The following is a 15,114-nucleotide window of genomic DNA, read 5'->3' as shown; positions in this document are numbered from 1 at the left end:
GATGGAACAGTCCTGCAGGATCGTCGTGCTCGACGACGAAGCCGAGTTGCGCAACATGCTGCAGCGCTTCCTGACCGGCCACGGCTTCCAGGTCCGCGCGGTCGCCGACGGCAAGCGGCTCGACCGCCTGCTGCAGCGCGAACCGTACGACCTACTGGTGCTCGACCTGATGATGGAACCCGAGGACGGCCTGAGCGTGTGCCGGCGCCTGCGTGCCGAAGGCCAGACGCTGCCGATCCTGATGCTCACCGCGAAAGGCGATGCCGCGGACAAGGTCGTCGGCCTCGAGACGGGCGCCGACGATTACCTGGCGAAGCCGTTTCTCCCCGACGAACTCGTGGCCCGCGTCCGCGCGCTGCTGCGGCGGCAGAAGATGGCGGCCGGCGAACCGACGGTCACTTCACAGCGCTTGCGTTTCGGCGCGTTCACGTTCGACGTCGGCCAGCAGGCGCTGATGCGCGACGGCACGCCCGTCGAGATCCATTCGGCGCAAATGCTGTTGTTGCACGCGCTCGGCTCGTCGCCGAATCGCGCGGTGAGCCGCGAGAACCTGCTCGCCCGTGCGCGCGGCCGCGACCATGCCGCACTCGACCGCAGCGTCGACGTACAGATCCTGCGGCTGCGCCAGATCGTCGAGGACGATCCCGGCAAGCCGCGCTTCATCAAGACCGTCTGGGGCATCGGCTACATGCTGGTGGCCGGCATCGAGTCGTGATGCGCATCCCGCTGCCGCGCTCGCTGCTCGCGCGCAACATCGCGCTGCTGGTGGCGCTCGTCGCGCTGTCGCTCGCCTGTTCGCTCACCGTGCTACTGCACTACGTGCAGCGCCCGCGCATCGAGCGGGCCTCGATCGTCTTCTCCGACTACGTGCAATTGCTCGACCGCACGCTCGCCGGCCTGCCGCCCGACGCCGGCCGCACGGTCGTCGCGCAGTTCGGCGGCCAGGCCGCGCTGCCGCCCGCCGCACCGCCGCAAGCGCCGAACCTGGCGGCCTTCTTCCGCACCTGGCAGCGCGACGTGTTCATGCAGGCGCTCGAACGCCACTTGCCGCCGGACCTCCCGGCGCGCTGGCAGTCGGGCGACGACGAGCGCCTGTGGATCCGGCTGCATGCGGCCGGCTCGCCCGTCTGGGTGCCGCTGCCGATGGCCGCCGACGCGCAGGCGAGTGGCATCACGACGGCCCTCGTGCTGTCGGTCGGGCTGGCGTTGCTCGCGGCGCTGACCGGCTACCTGATCCAGCTCCACCTGAACCGGCCGCTCGACGCGCTGGCGCGTGCGGCGCAGCGCGTGAGCGCGGGCGAGCGCCCGCCGCCGCTGCCCACCGACGGCCCGACCGAAATCGCCGACGTGAGCCGCGCGTTCAACCAGATGGCCGACGCGCTGCAACAGGCGGAAGCGACCCGTTCGCTGATGCTGGCCGGCGTGTCGCACGACATCCGCACGCCGCTCACCAAGCTGCGCCTGGCGATCGCGATGGCGCTGCCGCGCGGCACGCACGACGCGCTCACCGCATCGGCCGAGCACTACCTGGACCAGATCGATACGATCCTGCAGCAATTCATGGACTACGCGGGCAGCGGCGAGCGCGAAACGCCGCAAACCGGCGACCTGAATGCGCTGATCGGCCAGCTCGTCGCGGATTTCGCGGGGCTAGGCCACGAATTCGAATTCGACGAAGGCGAGGTGCCCATGTTCGCGTTTCGTCCGATCAGCCTGATGCGGCTGCTGATGAACCTGATGCAGAACGCGGTCGTCTATGGCCGCACGGGCCTTGGTGTGCGCACCTGGACCGAACGCGGGATCGCGTATGCCGTGGTCAGCGATCGCGGCAACGGCATCGGCGCAGCCGAACTCGAACGGCTCAAGGCGCCATTCAGCCGGGGCGCGAACGCACGCAGCCACGCGGGCGGCACGGGCTTGGGCCTTGCGATCGTCGAGCGGATCGCCCGCCTGCACGGCGGCTCGCTGACGTTCCGCGACCGCGATGGCGGCGGGCTGGAGGCCGTCGTCGCGCTGCCGCTCGATTCGTCCGGGCAGGCGAGGCGGGGGCTATCGGGCTGATGGACTGTCCGTCTGTCCGTCTGCCTTGTTGCCCGTCTGCCCTGCTGCCCTGCTGCCCTGCTGCCTTGCTGCCTTGCTGCCTTGCTGCCTTGCTGCCTTGCTGCCTTGCTGCCTTGCTGCCTTGCTGCCTTGCTGCCTTGCTGCCTTGCTGCCTTGCTGCCTTGCTGCCTTGCTGCCTTGCTGCCTTGCTGCCTTGCTGCCTTGCTGCCTTGCTGACTTGCTGACTTGCTGACTTGCTGACTTGCTGACTTGCTGACTTGCTGACTTGCTGACTTGCTGACTTGCTGACTTGCTGACTTGCTGACTTGCTGCCTTGCTGACTTGCTGCCTGGCGTTCTGGCGTTCTGGCGTTCTGGCGTTCTGGCGTTCTGGCGTTCTGGCGTTCTGGCGTTCTGGCGTTCTGGCGTTCTGGCGTTCTGGCGCTCTGGCGCTCTGGCGCTCTAGCGTTCCGACGCTCCGACGGCCCAGCGTGTCCGCGCGCAGCGGCACGTGACATGCGCCGACATAATTCCTGCGTGGCGCATCACACCCGACCTCCGCATACTTGCGCCTGCGTGTTGCGCAACGGCATGAAACCTCTCCCTCGCCAGCGATCACGCCCCGCTTCCGATCGTTCGCGTTCCTGAATGCCGCGACAGTATCGGCAACTTCATCCAGGCCACGGAGATCGACATGTTCACTTCCCTTCACGCACTTGCCACCCACACCAAACGTCTGACCAGCGCCGCGCTGATCGCCAGCGCGCTCGCGATGGGCGGCTGCGCTTCGACCGCGACCACGACCATGAACACCGCGCCCGCGGCCCGCACGCAGCCGCAGGTTCATGCGGACGTCCTCTACGTGTCCCCGTTCGACGTGGACACGACCGACGTCAAGGTCGACGGCGGGATGATCAGCAAGCTCGCGACCCTCGCGAGCGGTTCGTCCGCCGACGTGCAGCGCCAGCAGAGCGCGCTGAAGACCCGTGAGCAGCTCGCCGACGCACTCGTGCGCGAACTCCGCTCGCAAGGCATCCCCGCGCTGCGCGGCCCGGTGCCCGACGGCCGCGATGCGCTGGTGGTCGAAGGCCGGTTCGAGTCGATCGACGCGGGCAACCGCCGCCGCCGCACCCTGATCGGGCTCGGTGCGGGCAAGAGCGAAGTGAAGGCATCGGTCACCGTGCTGTTCCAGCCGGCGCATGGCACGCCGCAGCCGCTCGGCACGTTCTCGTCGAGCGCGAACAGCGGCCACCTGCCCGGCATGGTGGAAACCGCCGGGGTCGGCGCGGCGGCCGGCCGCCTCGCGACGTCGGCAGCGGTCGGCGCCGGCCTGCATGGCGTATCGGAAACGAAGCACGACACGGTGGCCTCCGATACGGACCGCCTCGCGCGCTCGATCGCAAAGCAGCTCGCCACGCAGAACGCGGCGAACACGTGGCTGCCGACGGTGTCGGCGAGCTGACGCACCGCACCGCACCGCACCGCACCGCACCGCATTACATTGCATCGCATCGCCACCCGCGCCCCACGCGGCCCTCGCGGGCGCGCTGGCGGGCGGCCGGGCATAATGCGTGCAGCCGCCGCGGCGCCACGCGCCGCGACCGTGCCGGGCAACCCGAAGGCCGGCGCATTTCCCGTCCCGAATCCTGAACCTCACCCCGTCAATTCCATGCAAGTACTCGTCGTAGGAACCGGCAAGCTGGCCAGCGAACTGCTCGGCGCTCACCGGCTCGACCCGGCAACCTGTCGCGTGATGGCGTGGTCGGACAGCGTGCACAACGATGCGCAGCGTGACGACGCACGGCGTAGCGACGCCCGATGTATCGACGCCCGCTCGATCGTCGTGCATGCCGGTTCCGGCCGCGAACTCGCTGACGTAATCGCGTTCTGCGAGGCCACCGCATCGCCGCTCGTCGAGCTGTCGACCGGCTCCGAGCTCGAAACCGGCTCGCACGCTTTCCCGATCGTGCTGTGTCCGAACACGAACATCCTGATGCTCAAGTTCATGAGCATGCTGGAAACCAGCGGCCACCTGTTTCACGACTGCCGGATCAGCCTGACGGAGTCGCACCAGGCGGGCAAGACGTCCGTCCCGGGCACGGCCGTCGGGATCGGCCAGTCGCTCGGCGTGCGGCCGGAAGACATCCGCTCCGTGCGCGACCCGGACGTGCAGCGCAGCGAATTCGCCGTCGCCGATGATCAGCTCGGCCGCCACGCGATTCACCGGATCCGCATCGACGACGGTGCGTGCAGCCTGCAGTTCGAATCGCGCGTGGTGGGCGCAACACCTTACGCGGACGGCGTATCGCGCATCGTCGACGCCGTCCGGCAGCACGATCTCGAGCACCGCCGTTATTCGATCGTCGAGTTCATCCGCAACGGCTGGCTGTAGTCGCGGCGATACGCGGCGGTCGGCACGCGCGCGTCGCGCACGGCATTTGCGCAGCGCAAAAAGGTTCGTCGCGAAATGCCGTGGATGTCACCGATCGCTTCGACTGCGGCTTCCGGGCATGCATCCCACCGCCCGGAAGCCGCAACGAGCAACCGTCATCTCGTATTGGCTGGTAAGTTATCGGCCGAGGTCCATTCGCCGAGATGGGGCGCGAATCACTGCTGACGTCGGTGCCTGAACCACGACCCTCGACATCCCCCCGAAAGGAGAGCACCCGATGACCCGCCCCGATTTCATCAAGCACTGGACCGAGCTCGAAGAACCGGAAGCGCATTGCTATCGCGGCGACACCGAGCCGATGGCGCTGGACGCACCGCTTTCCGCCGAACTCGGCATCACGCGTATCGGCATTCACCACGTGAGGCTCCTGCCGGGTCGGCGGACGTCATATCCGCATGCCGAAAGCACCGAACAGGAGTTTGTGTACGTGCTAGAGGGCAAGCCCGATGTCTGGATCGACGGCGTGCTTCACCCCGTTGCCGAAGGCGATTCCGTCGCCTTTCCGGCGGGCACCGGCATCTGTCACACCTTCATCAACAACACGAAGGACGAAGTCAGGCTGATGGTGATCGGTGAACGCCCACGCGACGACAACCGCATCCGCTACCCGAAGAACGAAGCGTACGAGTTCACCCGCGCGGATCGCTGGGTGGACTGGCCCGCCAGGCCGCTCGGGGACCATGACGGGATGCCGGACTGACGCTCGCGAAGATGCCCCCGACGGAACATACCGAGCCTGCAGCACGAGTTCGCAGCGGGCGCCGTGGCCGCCCCGTTCTGCGGCTCGTTAGCCGGTCTACCGTCACTCGCCACCAAGCACCGCCCCGCTCTCGGGCAACGTCGCACCACCATCGACGACGATCGTCTGCCCCGTGATGTACGCGGCATCGGCCGACGCGAGAAACAGCATCGCGTTCGCGATATCTTCTGGCTCGCCCATCCGCGCGAGCGGAATGTCGCGCGCGATCTGCGCCGCGACCGACGCGTCGCCGAGATTACCGGCCGCCGGCGTGCGGATCATGCCCGGCTCGACACCGTTCACCGTCACGTTGCGGCGCGCGAGCTCCAGCGCCGCCGCGCGAATGAAGCCGTTCACGCCGGCCTTCGACGCCGCGTAATGCGCGAGCCCCGGATACGCGACGCGCGGCCCCGTCACCGACGACGTGACGAGCAGCCGCCCCGCGCCCGCGCGCCCGAAGGCCGGCAACGCGGCCTGCGCGAGCCAGAACAGCGCCGACAGGTTGACCGACAGCGTCCGGTCGAGTGTCGCCTCGTCGATCTGCGTAAATGGTGTCAGCGGAAAATACGCGGCATTGTGGACGACGACATCGAGCCGGCCGCCGTCGCGCTCGACTGCGGCGACCAGGGCGCCCAGTTCGTCGCGGCTGGCCGCATCCACCCGATAGGCGCGCGCCTCGCCGCCCGTGCTCGCGAGCGCGTCGGCCTGCGCGGCGGCGGCCTCGCCGTTCAGGTCGGCGAGCGCGACGAACGCGTCGGATTCCGCGAAACGGCGCGCGATCGCCGCGCCGATCCCCTGCGCGGCGCCCGTGACGAGCACGACGCGCCCGCTGAAATCCGCCCGCAGGCGGCCGCTGCCCGGCACGGCCTTCATCGCCGCGCCTCGCCGTCGAGCGGATGCACGGTGTCGTTCAGCACCTGCGCATGCGCGCCGATCGGGAAGTTCGACAGCGTGCCGAAATCGCCGCCCTGGTAGCCGAAGATCTTGCCGTCGGTCTTGCGCTGCGCGAGGTCGATCAGCACGACGCCGAGCGTCGGCACCACCTTTTCGCGCCACACGAACAGATACAGCTCGTCTGCAATCCTGAAGTAATGACAGCGGTCGACATCGGCCAGCCCGCCCTCGACACCCTGCAGGCACTGCCACGCGTAGAAGTTCTCGTTCAGGTAGATGTGCTCGTAGCATTCGGTCGGGCTGTAGCGGTACATCGTCCGCTTGCCGATCAACTCGTGCGTGGGCCCATGCAGCAGCCCCGGCTGCGTGTGGTCGCCGAGCGTGCCATGCCGGAAACTCGCCTCGACGCCCGTCAGCGGCAGCCCGCGCGCAACCCGCGTGAATGCGTCGATGCGCGTGTCGGCTTCGGTCGGCAGTGTGCCGACAACCGACGTCCATACACCGTCGTCGAGATCGATCACGAGACTGACCGACGTCGCGCGGGCGGCCGAATCGATGTAGTCGACGAAGTACAGCCCGTTGCGCAACCGCGTCACGCGGCACGGCTCGCGGCCGCCTGTATCGGTCGCCGCGTCGCGCCACTGCAGCGCGCCCGGCTCGAACGTGTAGACCCGCCACGCCCCCGACGCGTCGCCGAGCGCAAGCGTATGCCCGGCGAGCGCGTCGACGGATGCGAGGATGTTCGCTTCCGGCGCGAAGCCGTCCGCGAGCGCGCCAACCTGAATGAATACCGGATCCTGTCGTTCCATCTGCCGTCTCCCGCGCAGCTTCAGGCCCGGCGGGCCGTGTACGCTGCTGATGTGCACATGGTGCGGGCTGTGCGCGACGCGCGGTATCGGCCAAAAGGATGAAGGGCGCGCGGCGCCGGAACGCGCTAAAGTGCACGAAATCCGCGCCCCGACCGGCGCGAGGAGCGCACATGCACCACGTCACCCACTACCGACGGACCGGCGAAGGCATCGAGGCAATCAGCCTCGAATCCGACCGCGCGTTTCCGCGCCACGCGCACGACGAATTCGGGGTCGGCGTGATCGTCAGCGGCGCGCACCGGTCGTGGAGCGGCCGCGGGCAGGTCGATGCACTGGCCGGCGACGCGATCATGGTCAACCCGGGCGAGGTGCACGACGGCTCGCCGATCGAGGCCGGCACGGGCCGGCGCTGGCGGATGCTGTACCTCGCGCCCGCGCTGGTCGCGGGCGTCGCGGCGGAAGAAGGCCTCGGCGGCGTCGAACTGGCGCATCCGGCGGTGCGCGACGCGCGGCTCTCGGCCGCCGTCGGCCGGCTGCATGCGCGCATCGTCGCGGGGGAATCCCAGCCGCTCGCCCGCGACGAGGCGCTCGTGATGCTCGTCGCCGGGCTGCTCGCCCGGCACGCGAACCGCGCACTGCCGGCGGCAGGCGTTGCACCTGCGATCCGCATCGCCCGGGAGCGGCTCGACGCAGCACCGGCCGCGCCCGTTTCACTCGCCGAGCTGGCCGACCTGAGCGGTGTCAGCCGCTTTCAGCTGCTGCGCGGGTTTGCCCGCGAACTCGGCATCACACCGCACGCCTACCTGATCCAGTCGCGTGCGCGGCTGGCGCGCACGCTGCTCGCCAGCGGCCTGCCGATCGCCGATGCCGCGGCCGAAGCCGGCTTTGCCGACCAGAGCCACCTGACGCGTGCGTTCGCGCGCCAGTTCGGGATCACGCCGGGGCGGTTTACGCAGGCCGGTTGACGCCTGCGGCGTCCCCGCGCAACGCGATCAGGCGCAAGGCGATCGAAGGCGAGTCCCGCGTCAACGGGAACCGGCGCAGCTTGGGCTTGGGCTTGGGCTTGGGCTTGGGCTTGGGCTTGGGCGTGGGCTTGGGCGTGGGCTTGGGCGTCGGCGTCGGCTTGGGCGTCGGCTTGGGCGTCCGCTTCGGCTTCGGCTTCGGCTTCGGCTTCGGCTTCGGCTTCGGCTTCGGCAGCAGTTTGCACTGACGCAGATGCGCAAGGCCCCACGCACTGCCCCCGACGCTCCCGCGCCCGCTGCAATTTCGTTCAAGACGCGCAAAGCCGCCGTACGCGACGATGCGGCGCATGAAGACACGACTGATTGGCTATCTCTACCTCGCCGCCGCAATGGCGGGCGTTGGCAGCACCGTCATCGCGAGCCGTCTCGCGGCAAGCGGCCTGCCACCGTTCGCAGCTACGGCGCTGCGCTTCCTGATCGCGACACCGTTGCTGTTCGCGCTGATGCGCGCGCAGCGAATGCGCTGGCCGCGCATCTCCGCGCGCGACGCCGTGCTGCTCGTCATCCAGGCTGCGGCGGGCGGCGTCGGTTATACGGTGCTGCTGATCAGTGGCACGAAGCTGTCGTCGCCGCTCGATGCTGGCGTGATGCTCGGCACGCTGCCCGCGATGTCGACGCTGATCGCGGCCGTCGTGCTGCGCGAGCGGCAGACGCCGCGCGACTGGGTGGCCGCCGCGCTTGCAACAGCCGGCGTGCTGTTCGTCACGTTCGCGCCAGGCCAGGCGCTGCCGTCGCTCCGCGTGCTTGCCGGCGATGCGCTGGTGCTGGCCGCGGTCGCGTGCGAAGCCGTATTCATCCTGCTCAATCGGCGGCTTGCCGCACCATTGCCGCCGCTTGTGCTGTCCACCGCGATGTCGGGCCTCGGCTTCGTACTCGCACTCGTGCCCGCCGCATTCGAATGGCGCGCGGTGGTGACCGGCTGGACGGCCGGCGCCGTGTCGGCAATCGTCTACTACGCGCTGGTGCCGACCGTGCTCGGCTACCTGTGCTGGTATGCGGGTTCGGCGCGCACGAGCGGCACCGAGGCCGCACTGTTCACGGCAGTCGCGCCGGTCTCGGCCGTGCTGTTCGCGGTTGCGTTGTTCGGCGAGGCGCTCAACGGCACGCGGGTCGCGGGCATCGCGCTCGTCGTTGCGGGCATGGTCGTCGGCGCGACACGGCGGCGCGAACCGCCCGCGGACGCACACGATGCGCGGCCGGCGAAGCCGGTACGGCCGGCCGGCCCCGCACCAACCGCTGCCGACTGATCTACGTTCATCACGTTCATCACGTTCATCGCGTTCATCGCATTCATCGCCTTCATCGCAGCATCGCAGCATCGCAGCATCGCAGGTCAGGCCGCGTCGCTCCGCCGCGTTCCCGCGCCGCCGCAGGTGATTGTAGGAATGTGTCCGCGCGCCGCAAAACCGTTGCGTGCCACCCGACGAGATGCAATATTCGCGGACCGGACCTTTGACGACCATCGAACGACACTCCGCCGCGCAATGAACAGGAAGGAAGCCAAAACAAGAATCGCGGTGCTGATGTCCGCGGGAACGAGGAAGGCCGACGTACTGGCTGATCTGTCCGGACAAGGGCTCAAGGATCGTGTGCTCGCCGGCCTGATTGCGGCGCGCCCCGATCCCGAACGCTGCCGCAAGAACAAGGTGCACGTCCGGATCCTGGTCGCACTTGCCATCGTCCAGCTCGTGAACGGCCTGACGTTCGCCTATGGCGTCTCCACAGCCGGCGACCTCGGCGTCTCGGGCGCACTCGGCAACGGCCTCGTCATGCTGTTGCTCGCGCTGAACGTGCTGCTGTCGCTGCTGTTCATCTGGGGCTTCGCGACGCACCGCGTCGGCGCCTATCACGCGTTCATCCTGTTGTCGCTGGTGCAGTTGCCGAAGACCATCGCCGAGCTCGGACGCAGTCCGTCGACCGCGCTGCCGAGCCTCGTGGTCACGGTCCTGCTGGTGGGCTACGTGTGGTTCGTCCGCAACCGGATGTTCCCCGACTACGGCTGGTTCACCCCGCGCAAGGTCGAAGGCCGCTACGCATTCGTCGAACACGCGTGACGCCGCCGGCGTCGACGCAGCAAATAAAAAGCGCCGGGCCGCCCCGCAATCGCGGGACGGCCCGGCGCCTTCTGCATTCCGGAACCAGTCGGCTTACTTGGCCTTTTCAGCCGTATCGCTGATCGCCTGGCCGCCCTTCGAAATGTCCTGCCCCATGCCGGCGACCGTGTTGCAACCGGCGAGCGCGGCGGTCACCACCAGCAGCATTGCAGCAATCGTACGCGTCATTCCCAATCTCCTTCGAATCAACAAGCCCGACGGGCGAATCGTTTGCGGCGTGGCGCCCCACAAGATGCAGGGCACGGGGCCTGACCTGATTATACGGAGACGGCCGCCACGCGCCAGTACGAACCCGCCCCATGTCACACGGGCCACACAGCCGGTTCGCGCAGATTTTCCTTGACTTCAACGCGCCAGGATCTAATATACGCACCGCGTATATTTTCCGTCAGGAGCCGCCGATGACCGTTCCCCAGCAAGCCTTCCTCCGCGACGCCATGCGCCGCCTCAACATGACGCGCGAAGCGTTCGCCAACCGCATCGGCGTCAGCCGGCGCGCACTGGACACCTGGCTGCTGCCCGACGATTCGCAGGAATCGCGCGGGATGCCCGAGATCGTCGAGCGCTTCGTATCGGAGATCGTCGAACGCTCGGTACCGGAAGGCGGAAACTATACGCAAAGCGTAGATAACCAGGGGCTCGCCCGGCAGTTCTTTTTCGAAGGCAAGCCGCAACTGCTGTCGGTGGATCAGTTCTCGCGGGAGTCGGTCGAGGCGCTGTTTCGCGTGGCCGACGTGATGCAGCCGATCGCGCGCCGCCACAAGATTTCGCGCGTGCTGGAAGGTGCCGTGCTCGGCAACCTGTTCTTCGAGGCCAGCACGCGTACGCGCGTGTCGTTCGGGGCCGCCTTCTGCCGGCTCGGCGGCTCGGTGTGCGATACGACGGGCTTCACGTTCTCGTCGATGGCCAAGGGCGAATCGATCTACGACACGAGCCGCGTGATGGCCGGCTACGTCGACGCGCTCGTGATCCGCCACCCGGAGAAAGGCTCGGTGGCCGAGTTCGCGCGCGCGACCAACCTGCCCGTAATCAACGGCGGTGACGGGCCCGGCGAGCACCCGAGCCAGGCGCTGCTCGATCTCTATACGATCCAGCGCGAGTTCTCGCGGCTCGGCAAGATCGTCGACGGCGCGCACATCGCGCTGGTCGGCGACCTCAAGTACGGCCGCACCGTGCACTCGCTCGTCAAGCTGCTCGCGCTGTACCGCGGGCTGAAGTTCACGCTCGTGTCGCCGCCGACGCTCGAGATGCCGGCCCACATCGTCGACCAGATCTCGACGAACGGCCATGTGATCGAACAGACGACCGACCTCGCGGCCGGGCTGCGCGGCGCGGACGTCGTCTACGCGACGCGGATCCAGAAGGAGCGCTTCACCGACGAGTCGTTCGAAGGCTACACGCCGGATTTCCAGATCAACCAGGCGCTCGTCGATACGGTGTGCAAACCGGACACGCTGATCATGCATCCGCTGCCGCGCGACAGCCGGCCCGGCGCGAACGACCTGTCGGTCGACCTGAACCGCGACCCGCGCCTCGCGATCTTCCGCCAGACCGACAACGGCATTCCGGTGCGGATGGCGATCTTCGCGGTACTGCTCGGCGTCGAGAACCTCGTCCAGCATTCGATGCGCGACGCGACGTGGCGCCCGCCGGCGTATCTCGGGCCGGAGGACGCGGTGTTTCACGGCGTCGATTGAACCGCGCCGCAGGTCTCGCGCCCGCCTGCCATCGTTTCAGGATGGCAGGCGCCCTTGCCTGAAGCAAAACGCGCCGCATCGTACGGCGCGTTTTTCAATTGTGGGGCAACCTGCGGGGCCGGCAGCCGTGCGCTCGCTAGCGCGCCCACGGGTCGATTACGCGAATTCCCATTGCCTCGAACGGCGTGACGTCGCGCGTGGCGACGATCAGGCCGTTCGCCTCGGCCGTGCCGGCGATAAAACCATCGGAAGGTGCGATTACGGCACCTGCGGCACGGGCGCGTGCACGAAGGCTCGCATACGCTTTGCTCGCAGCATCGTCGAATGGCAGGATCCGTCCTCGAAACAATGGCAGCACGCGCTGCTCGATGCTCTGATGCAGCCACTCTCGCCGGCGCCCTTCGGGCAATACAGCCACGCCCAACCGTATTTCCGCGAGACTGATCGCGGCCAGAAACAGCGTCTCGACATTCTGGGCATCGAGCCACTCGATCACGGCCGCGCTCGGCTCGCGTCGTAGCGGTTCGGAAATGACATTCGTATCAACAAGGATCATTCGAAGCTCATCGGATCGGCAGGCGTCTTGTCGCGCTGGGCGTCGAAATCGAATCCGCCGGCCTCCTGCCCGATTGCCGCCAGCATCGTTCCCAGCTTGAGCCGCCCGCCTGGAAGAACGGCCTGTTCGAGAATGTCGCGTACCTCGGCTTCGGTGCTGCGCCCATGCTGGGCCGCGCGAATGCGAAGTGCTCGATGCACTTCATCGGGCAAATTTCGAACGGTGATCACCGGCATGATGCGCCTCGTCAAGATTGCTTTCAATGCAGTCATATTAGCATTTTGCTGTCACACCAAGTGAACCGCGACATGGCCATGCTAACCGGCCCGACAAGCCCATCCCATCTGGCCATTCGGCCAATCTTGCCCCCGCAACCACCCCGCCACATTCGTTGACAATTTCCCAACAAACGAGAACAAGAACGCTTCTCATTTAACTTGAAATTACATAGAATGCCGCCTGAAAACAAATCGTAATAATTCCCGACGGCGTGCACATTTCCGCAGCGCACCGCCCCGGGGCCACACCGCGAGGTCGAAGCGCACCATGAAGTCACGTCCCGACGAGCTGAAGCTCGGCAAGTTCACCACCCTGTGCAGCGTGCTCGCCGCGAGCCCGGCATTCGCGGCAGACGGCACGCCGCCGCCCACCCCCGCCAGCACCGAAGGCCATCTCGCGCCGATCGAGGTCCAGGGCAAGGCCGAGCACAGCTACAAGGCCGACTTCTCCGCTTCCGCGAAATTCACCGCGCCGCTCGTCGACACGCCGAAATCCGTCACCGTGATCCCGCAGGAACTGATCCAGAACAGCGGCGCGTCAACGCTGACGGAAGCGCTGCGCACCGTGCCCGGCATCACGTTCGGCGCCGGCGAAGGCGGCAACCCGCTCGGCGATCGTCCGTTCATCCGCGGCTACGACACACAGGGCAGCATGTTCGTCGACGGCATGCGCGACACGGGCGCCACGACGCGCGAGATCTTCAACACCGAGCGCATCGAGATCACCAAGGGTTCCGACGGCGCATACGGCGGCCGCGGCGGCGCGGGCGGCAGCATCAACCTGATCACGAAGGCCCCGCACCTCGGCACCACCGCCGCCGCGAGCGCGGGCCTCGGCACCGACCGCTATCGCCGCTTCACGGCCGACGGCAACTGGCAGTTCGCCGATCACGCCGCGTTCCGCCTGAACCTGATGAGCCACAACAACGACGTCGCCGGCCGCGACGCGGTCAACAACGAGCGCTGGGGCGTCGCGCCGTCGATCGCGTTCGGCCTCGGCACGTCGACGCGCGTCGTCGCGAGCTATTACCACCTGTCCACCGACGACCTGCCCGACGGCGGCATCCCGTACTACTACGGCTTCAACCTCCCGAAAGGCGTCGCCACCGACGGCCCGGCGCCCGTCGACCGCCACAACTTCTACGGCCTGGTCGACCGCGACTTCCGCAAGACGACGTCGGACATCAGCACGCTCAGGATCGAGCACGACATCACGTCGTCGCTGACGATCCGCAACACCACGCGCTACACCGAATCCACCCAGGACTACATCTGGACGCAGCCGGACGACAGCCAGGGCAACGTGGTCAACGGCAAGGTCTGGCGGCGCGCGAACACCCGCAACAGCTCGATCAACAGCATCGCGAACCAGACCGAGCTGTTCGGCGAATTCCGCACCGGCCCGCTCAAGCACAGCTTCACGACCGGCATCGAGCTGTCGCGCGAATGGGGCAAGCGCGACACGTACAACGTCGCCGCCGCGAACGGCAAGATCTGCCAGAACGGCATCGGCGCAGCATCGGGCTACAACTGCACGAGCCTGTGGTCGCCGAATCCCAACGACCCGTGGGCCGGCTCGATCACGCGCAACAACGACTACGCGCATGCACGCACGGTGACGAAGTCGATCTACGGCTTCGACACGATCGAGATCACGCCGCGCTGGCAGGTCAACGGCGGCGTGCGCATCGACGACTACTCGACCCGCTTCACCGACACCAAGGCCAACGGCGGCAAGACCACCACGCGCGACGACACCCTCGTGAACTGGCAGGCCGGCCTCGTGTTCAAGCCGGCGCAGAACGGCAGCATCTATGCGTCGTATGCAACATCGTCGACGCCGGCCGGGATGATGCTCGGCGAAGGCAGCGAAACGCAGTCGCTCACGCCGGGCCGCGGCGGCGTCGGCTCGAACGCCGACCAGCTGTCGCCGGAAAAGAATCGCAGCATCGAGCTCGGCACGAAGTGGAACGTGCTGAACGACAAGCTCGCACTGACCGCCGCGCTGTTCCAGATCGACACGACGAACGCGCGCGTCACACTGCCGAACAACCAGTACGCGATGGTCGGCAACAAGCGCGTGCAGGGGCTCGAACTCGGCGTCGCCGGCCAGATCACGAAGCAGTGGCAACTGTTCGGCGGCTATACGTACATGAAGAGCGAGCTGCGCGACAACGGCAAGGACACGGCGAACAACGGCAACCGCTTCCCGAACACGCCGAAGCACAGCTTCACGATGTGGTCGAACTACGACGTGACGCCGAAGTTCACCGTCGGCGGCGGCGCGTTCTACATGTCGCAGGTGTTCGGCGATACCGCGAACCAGCACGCGGTGCCGTCGTACTGGCGCTTCGATGCGATGGCGCAGTACCGGATCAACAAGAAGCTCGACTTGCAGCTGAACGTGAACAACCTGTTCAACCGCACCTACTTCGACCAGGCGTACCCGGCGCACTACGCGTCGATCGCGCCGGGCCGCTCGGCGTTCGTCACGCTGAACGCGCGCTACTGATC

At 67.5% G+C, this 15,114-nt stretch carries 16 protein-coding genes; 10 read left to right on the top strand and 6 right to left on the bottom strand.

Translation table 11 applies throughout. The annotated features are described in order from the left end of the window. Position 1 precedes the first annotated feature (1 nt). The 5 genes from ACPTTF_RS21670 (at position 2) to ACPTTF_RS21650 (ending at position 5,191) form a co-directional block, all read left to right on the top strand. Positions 2 to 715: a response regulator gene (locus ACPTTF_RS21670; RefSeq protein WP_423368127.1), complete on the top strand. Its 714-nt coding sequence runs from the start codon at positions 2 to 4 to the stop codon at positions 713 to 715. Beyond that, entirely contained in the window at positions 715 to 2,061 is a 1,347-nt protein-coding gene (locus ACPTTF_RS21665) for an ATP-binding protein (RefSeq protein ID WP_423368126.1), read from the top strand. The genes ACPTTF_RS21670 and ACPTTF_RS21665 overlap by 1 nt, the downstream gene beginning before the upstream one ends. Positions 2,062 to 2,733: 672 nt before the next feature. Further along, on the top strand, positions 2,734 to 3,501 hold the full coding sequence (locus ACPTTF_RS21660) for a DUF4410 domain-containing protein (protein WP_423368125.1): 768 nt from the start codon (positions 2,734 to 2,736) through the stop codon (positions 3,499 to 3,501). 207 nt (positions 3,502 to 3,708) lie between these two features. Then, positions 3,709 to 4,431 carry a dihydrodipicolinate reductase gene (locus ACPTTF_RS21655; protein ID WP_423368124.1) on the top strand — a complete coding sequence of 241 codons (723 nt, stop codon included), beginning with the start codon at positions 3,709 to 3,711 and terminating at the stop codon, positions 4,429 to 4,431. Between the two features lie 277 nt (positions 4,432 to 4,708). Beyond that, positions 4,709 to 5,191 (top strand): cupin domain-containing protein, encoded by a 483-nt coding sequence (locus tag ACPTTF_RS21650; RefSeq protein WP_166950865.1) that lies wholly within the window; start codon positions 4,709 to 4,711, stop codon positions 5,189 to 5,191. Between the two features lie 102 nt (positions 5,192 to 5,293). Here the strand turns inward: ACPTTF_RS21650 and ACPTTF_RS21645 are convergent, their stop codons facing one another. After that, on the bottom strand, positions 5,294 to 6,103 hold the full coding sequence (locus ACPTTF_RS21645; protein ID WP_166950862.1) for an SDR family oxidoreductase: 810 nt from the start codon (positions 6,101 to 6,103) through the stop codon (positions 5,294 to 5,296). Then, positions 6,100 to 6,933, bottom strand: a complete 834-nt coding sequence (locus ACPTTF_RS21640; RefSeq protein WP_423368123.1) for a MoaF C-terminal domain-containing protein — start codon at positions 6,931 to 6,933, stop codon at positions 6,100 to 6,102. Before ACPTTF_RS21640 ends, ACPTTF_RS21645 begins: the two co-directional genes overlap by 4 nt. A 170-nt stretch (positions 6,934 to 7,103) precedes the next feature. On the opposite strand from ACPTTF_RS21640, the gene ACPTTF_RS21635 reads away from it, so the two are divergent. Further along, on the top strand, positions 7,104 to 7,898 hold the full coding sequence (locus ACPTTF_RS21635) for an AraC family transcriptional regulator (protein ID WP_166950859.1): 795 nt from the start codon (positions 7,104 to 7,106) through the stop codon (positions 7,896 to 7,898). On the opposite strand, the gene ACPTTF_RS21630 is transcribed toward ACPTTF_RS21635, so the two are convergent. After that, entirely contained in the window at positions 7,882 to 8,244 is a 363-nt protein-coding gene (locus ACPTTF_RS21630; protein WP_423368122.1) for a hypothetical protein, read from the bottom strand. The genes ACPTTF_RS21635 and ACPTTF_RS21630 overlap by 17 nt on opposite strands. On the opposite strand from ACPTTF_RS21630, the gene ACPTTF_RS21625 reads away from it, so the two are divergent. Both ACPTTF_RS21625 and ACPTTF_RS21620 read left to right on the top strand, forming a co-directional pair. Beyond that, positions 8,243 to 9,202 (top strand): DMT family transporter, encoded by a 960-nt coding sequence (locus ACPTTF_RS21625; protein ID WP_423368121.1) that lies wholly within the window; start codon positions 8,243 to 8,245, stop codon positions 9,200 to 9,202. The two genes, ACPTTF_RS21630 and ACPTTF_RS21625, sit on opposite strands and share 2 nt — an antisense overlap. A gap of 237 nt (positions 9,203 to 9,439) precedes the next feature. Then, the gene (locus ACPTTF_RS21620) at positions 9,440 to 10,009 is read left to right on the top strand and encodes a permease (protein WP_423368120.1); all 570 of its coding nucleotides are present in this window, start codon (positions 9,440 to 9,442) and stop codon (positions 10,007 to 10,009) included. 93 nt (positions 10,010 to 10,102) lie between these two features. Here the strand turns inward: ACPTTF_RS21620 and ACPTTF_RS21615 are convergent, their stop codons facing one another. Then, positions 10,103 to 10,237, bottom strand: a complete 135-nt coding sequence (locus tag ACPTTF_RS21615) for an entericidin A/B family lipoprotein (protein ID WP_009688930.1) — start codon at positions 10,235 to 10,237, stop codon at positions 10,103 to 10,105. Between the two features lie 233 nt (positions 10,238 to 10,470). Here ACPTTF_RS21615 and ACPTTF_RS21610 point away from each other — a divergent pair, with 233 nt between their 5' ends. Further along, on the top strand, positions 10,471 to 11,766 hold the full coding sequence (locus tag ACPTTF_RS21610) for an aspartate carbamoyltransferase (RefSeq protein WP_423368119.1): 1,296 nt from the start codon (positions 10,471 to 10,473) through the stop codon (positions 11,764 to 11,766). A 136-nt stretch (positions 11,767 to 11,902) separates the two neighbouring features. On the opposite strand, the gene ACPTTF_RS21605 is transcribed toward ACPTTF_RS21610, so the two are convergent. Both ACPTTF_RS21605 and ACPTTF_RS21600 read right to left on the bottom strand, forming a co-directional pair. Beyond that, positions 11,903 to 12,322, bottom strand: a complete 420-nt coding sequence (locus ACPTTF_RS21605; RefSeq protein WP_423368118.1) for a type II toxin-antitoxin system VapC family toxin — start codon at positions 12,320 to 12,322, stop codon at positions 11,903 to 11,905. After that, positions 12,319 to 12,558: a FitA-like ribbon-helix-helix domain-containing protein gene (locus tag ACPTTF_RS21600; RefSeq protein WP_059619278.1), complete on the bottom strand. Its 240-nt coding sequence runs from the start codon at positions 12,556 to 12,558 to the stop codon at positions 12,319 to 12,321. Before ACPTTF_RS21600 ends, ACPTTF_RS21605 begins: the two co-directional genes overlap by 4 nt. A gap of 310 nt (positions 12,559 to 12,868) precedes the next feature. Between ACPTTF_RS21600 and ACPTTF_RS21595 the strand changes: the two genes are divergently transcribed. Further along, on the top strand, positions 12,869 to 15,112 hold the full coding sequence (locus ACPTTF_RS21595) for a TonB-dependent receptor (RefSeq protein ID WP_166962202.1): 2,244 nt from the start codon (positions 12,869 to 12,871) through the stop codon (positions 15,110 to 15,112). Positions 15,113 to 15,114: the final 2 nt, after the last annotated feature.

It is taken from the genome of Burkholderia crassaminum, from assembly GCF_964265005.1.
Taxonomy (GTDB): Bacteria; Pseudomonadota; Gammaproteobacteria; order Burkholderiales; family Burkholderiaceae; genus Burkholderia.
The sequence above is the reverse complement of the archived record's forward strand: the minus strand, read 5'-3'. Positions and strand labels throughout refer to the sequence as shown.

Coding starts and splice junctions, on each gene's coding strand:
- ACPTTF_RS21640 (WP_423368123.1), bottom strand. CDS start 6,933: ATGGAACGACAGGATCCGGTATTCATTCAGGTTGGCGCGCTCGCGGAC.
- ACPTTF_RS21655 (WP_423368124.1), top strand. CDS start 3,709: ATGCAAGTACTCGTCGTAGGAACCGGCAAGCTGGCCAGCGAACTGCTC.
- ACPTTF_RS21665 (WP_423368126.1), top strand. CDS start 715: ATGCGCATCCCGCTGCCGCGCTCGCTGCTCGCGCGCAACATCGCGCTG.
- ACPTTF_RS21615 (WP_009688930.1), bottom strand. CDS start 10,237: ATGACGCGTACGATTGCTGCAATGCTGCTGGTGGTGACCGCCGCGCTC.
- ACPTTF_RS21650 (WP_166950865.1), top strand. CDS start 4,709: ATGACCCGCCCCGATTTCATCAAGCACTGGACCGAGCTCGAAGAACCG.
- ACPTTF_RS21630 (WP_423368122.1), bottom strand. CDS start 8,244: ATGCGCCGCATCGTCGCGTACGGCGGCTTTGCGCGTCTTGAACGAAAT.
- ACPTTF_RS21595 (WP_166962202.1), top strand. CDS start 12,869: ATGAAGTCACGTCCCGACGAGCTGAAGCTCGGCAAGTTCACCACCCTG.
- ACPTTF_RS21660 (WP_423368125.1), top strand. CDS start 2,734: ATGTTCACTTCCCTTCACGCACTTGCCACCCACACCAAACGTCTGACC.
- ACPTTF_RS21645 (WP_166950862.1), bottom strand. CDS start 6,103: ATGAAGGCCGTGCCGGGCAGCGGCCGCCTGCGGGCGGATTTCAGCGGG.
- ACPTTF_RS21600 (WP_059619278.1), bottom strand. CDS start 12,558: ATGCCGGTGATCACCGTTCGAAATTTGCCCGATGAAGTGCATCGAGCA.
- ACPTTF_RS21635 (WP_166950859.1), top strand. CDS start 7,104: ATGCACCACGTCACCCACTACCGACGGACCGGCGAAGGCATCGAGGCA.
- ACPTTF_RS21605 (WP_423368118.1), bottom strand. CDS start 12,322: ATGATCCTTGTTGATACGAATGTCATTTCCGAACCGCTACGACGCGAG.
- ACPTTF_RS21610 (WP_423368119.1), top strand. CDS start 10,471: ATGACCGTTCCCCAGCAAGCCTTCCTCCGCGACGCCATGCGCCGCCTC.
- ACPTTF_RS21670 (WP_423368127.1), top strand. CDS start 2: ATGGAACAGTCCTGCAGGATCGTCGTGCTCGACGACGAAGCCGAGTTG.
- ACPTTF_RS21625 (WP_423368121.1), top strand. CDS start 8,243: ATGAAGACACGACTGATTGGCTATCTCTACCTCGCCGCCGCAATGGCG.
- ACPTTF_RS21620 (WP_423368120.1), top strand. CDS start 9,440: ATGAACAGGAAGGAAGCCAAAACAAGAATCGCGGTGCTGATGTCCGCG.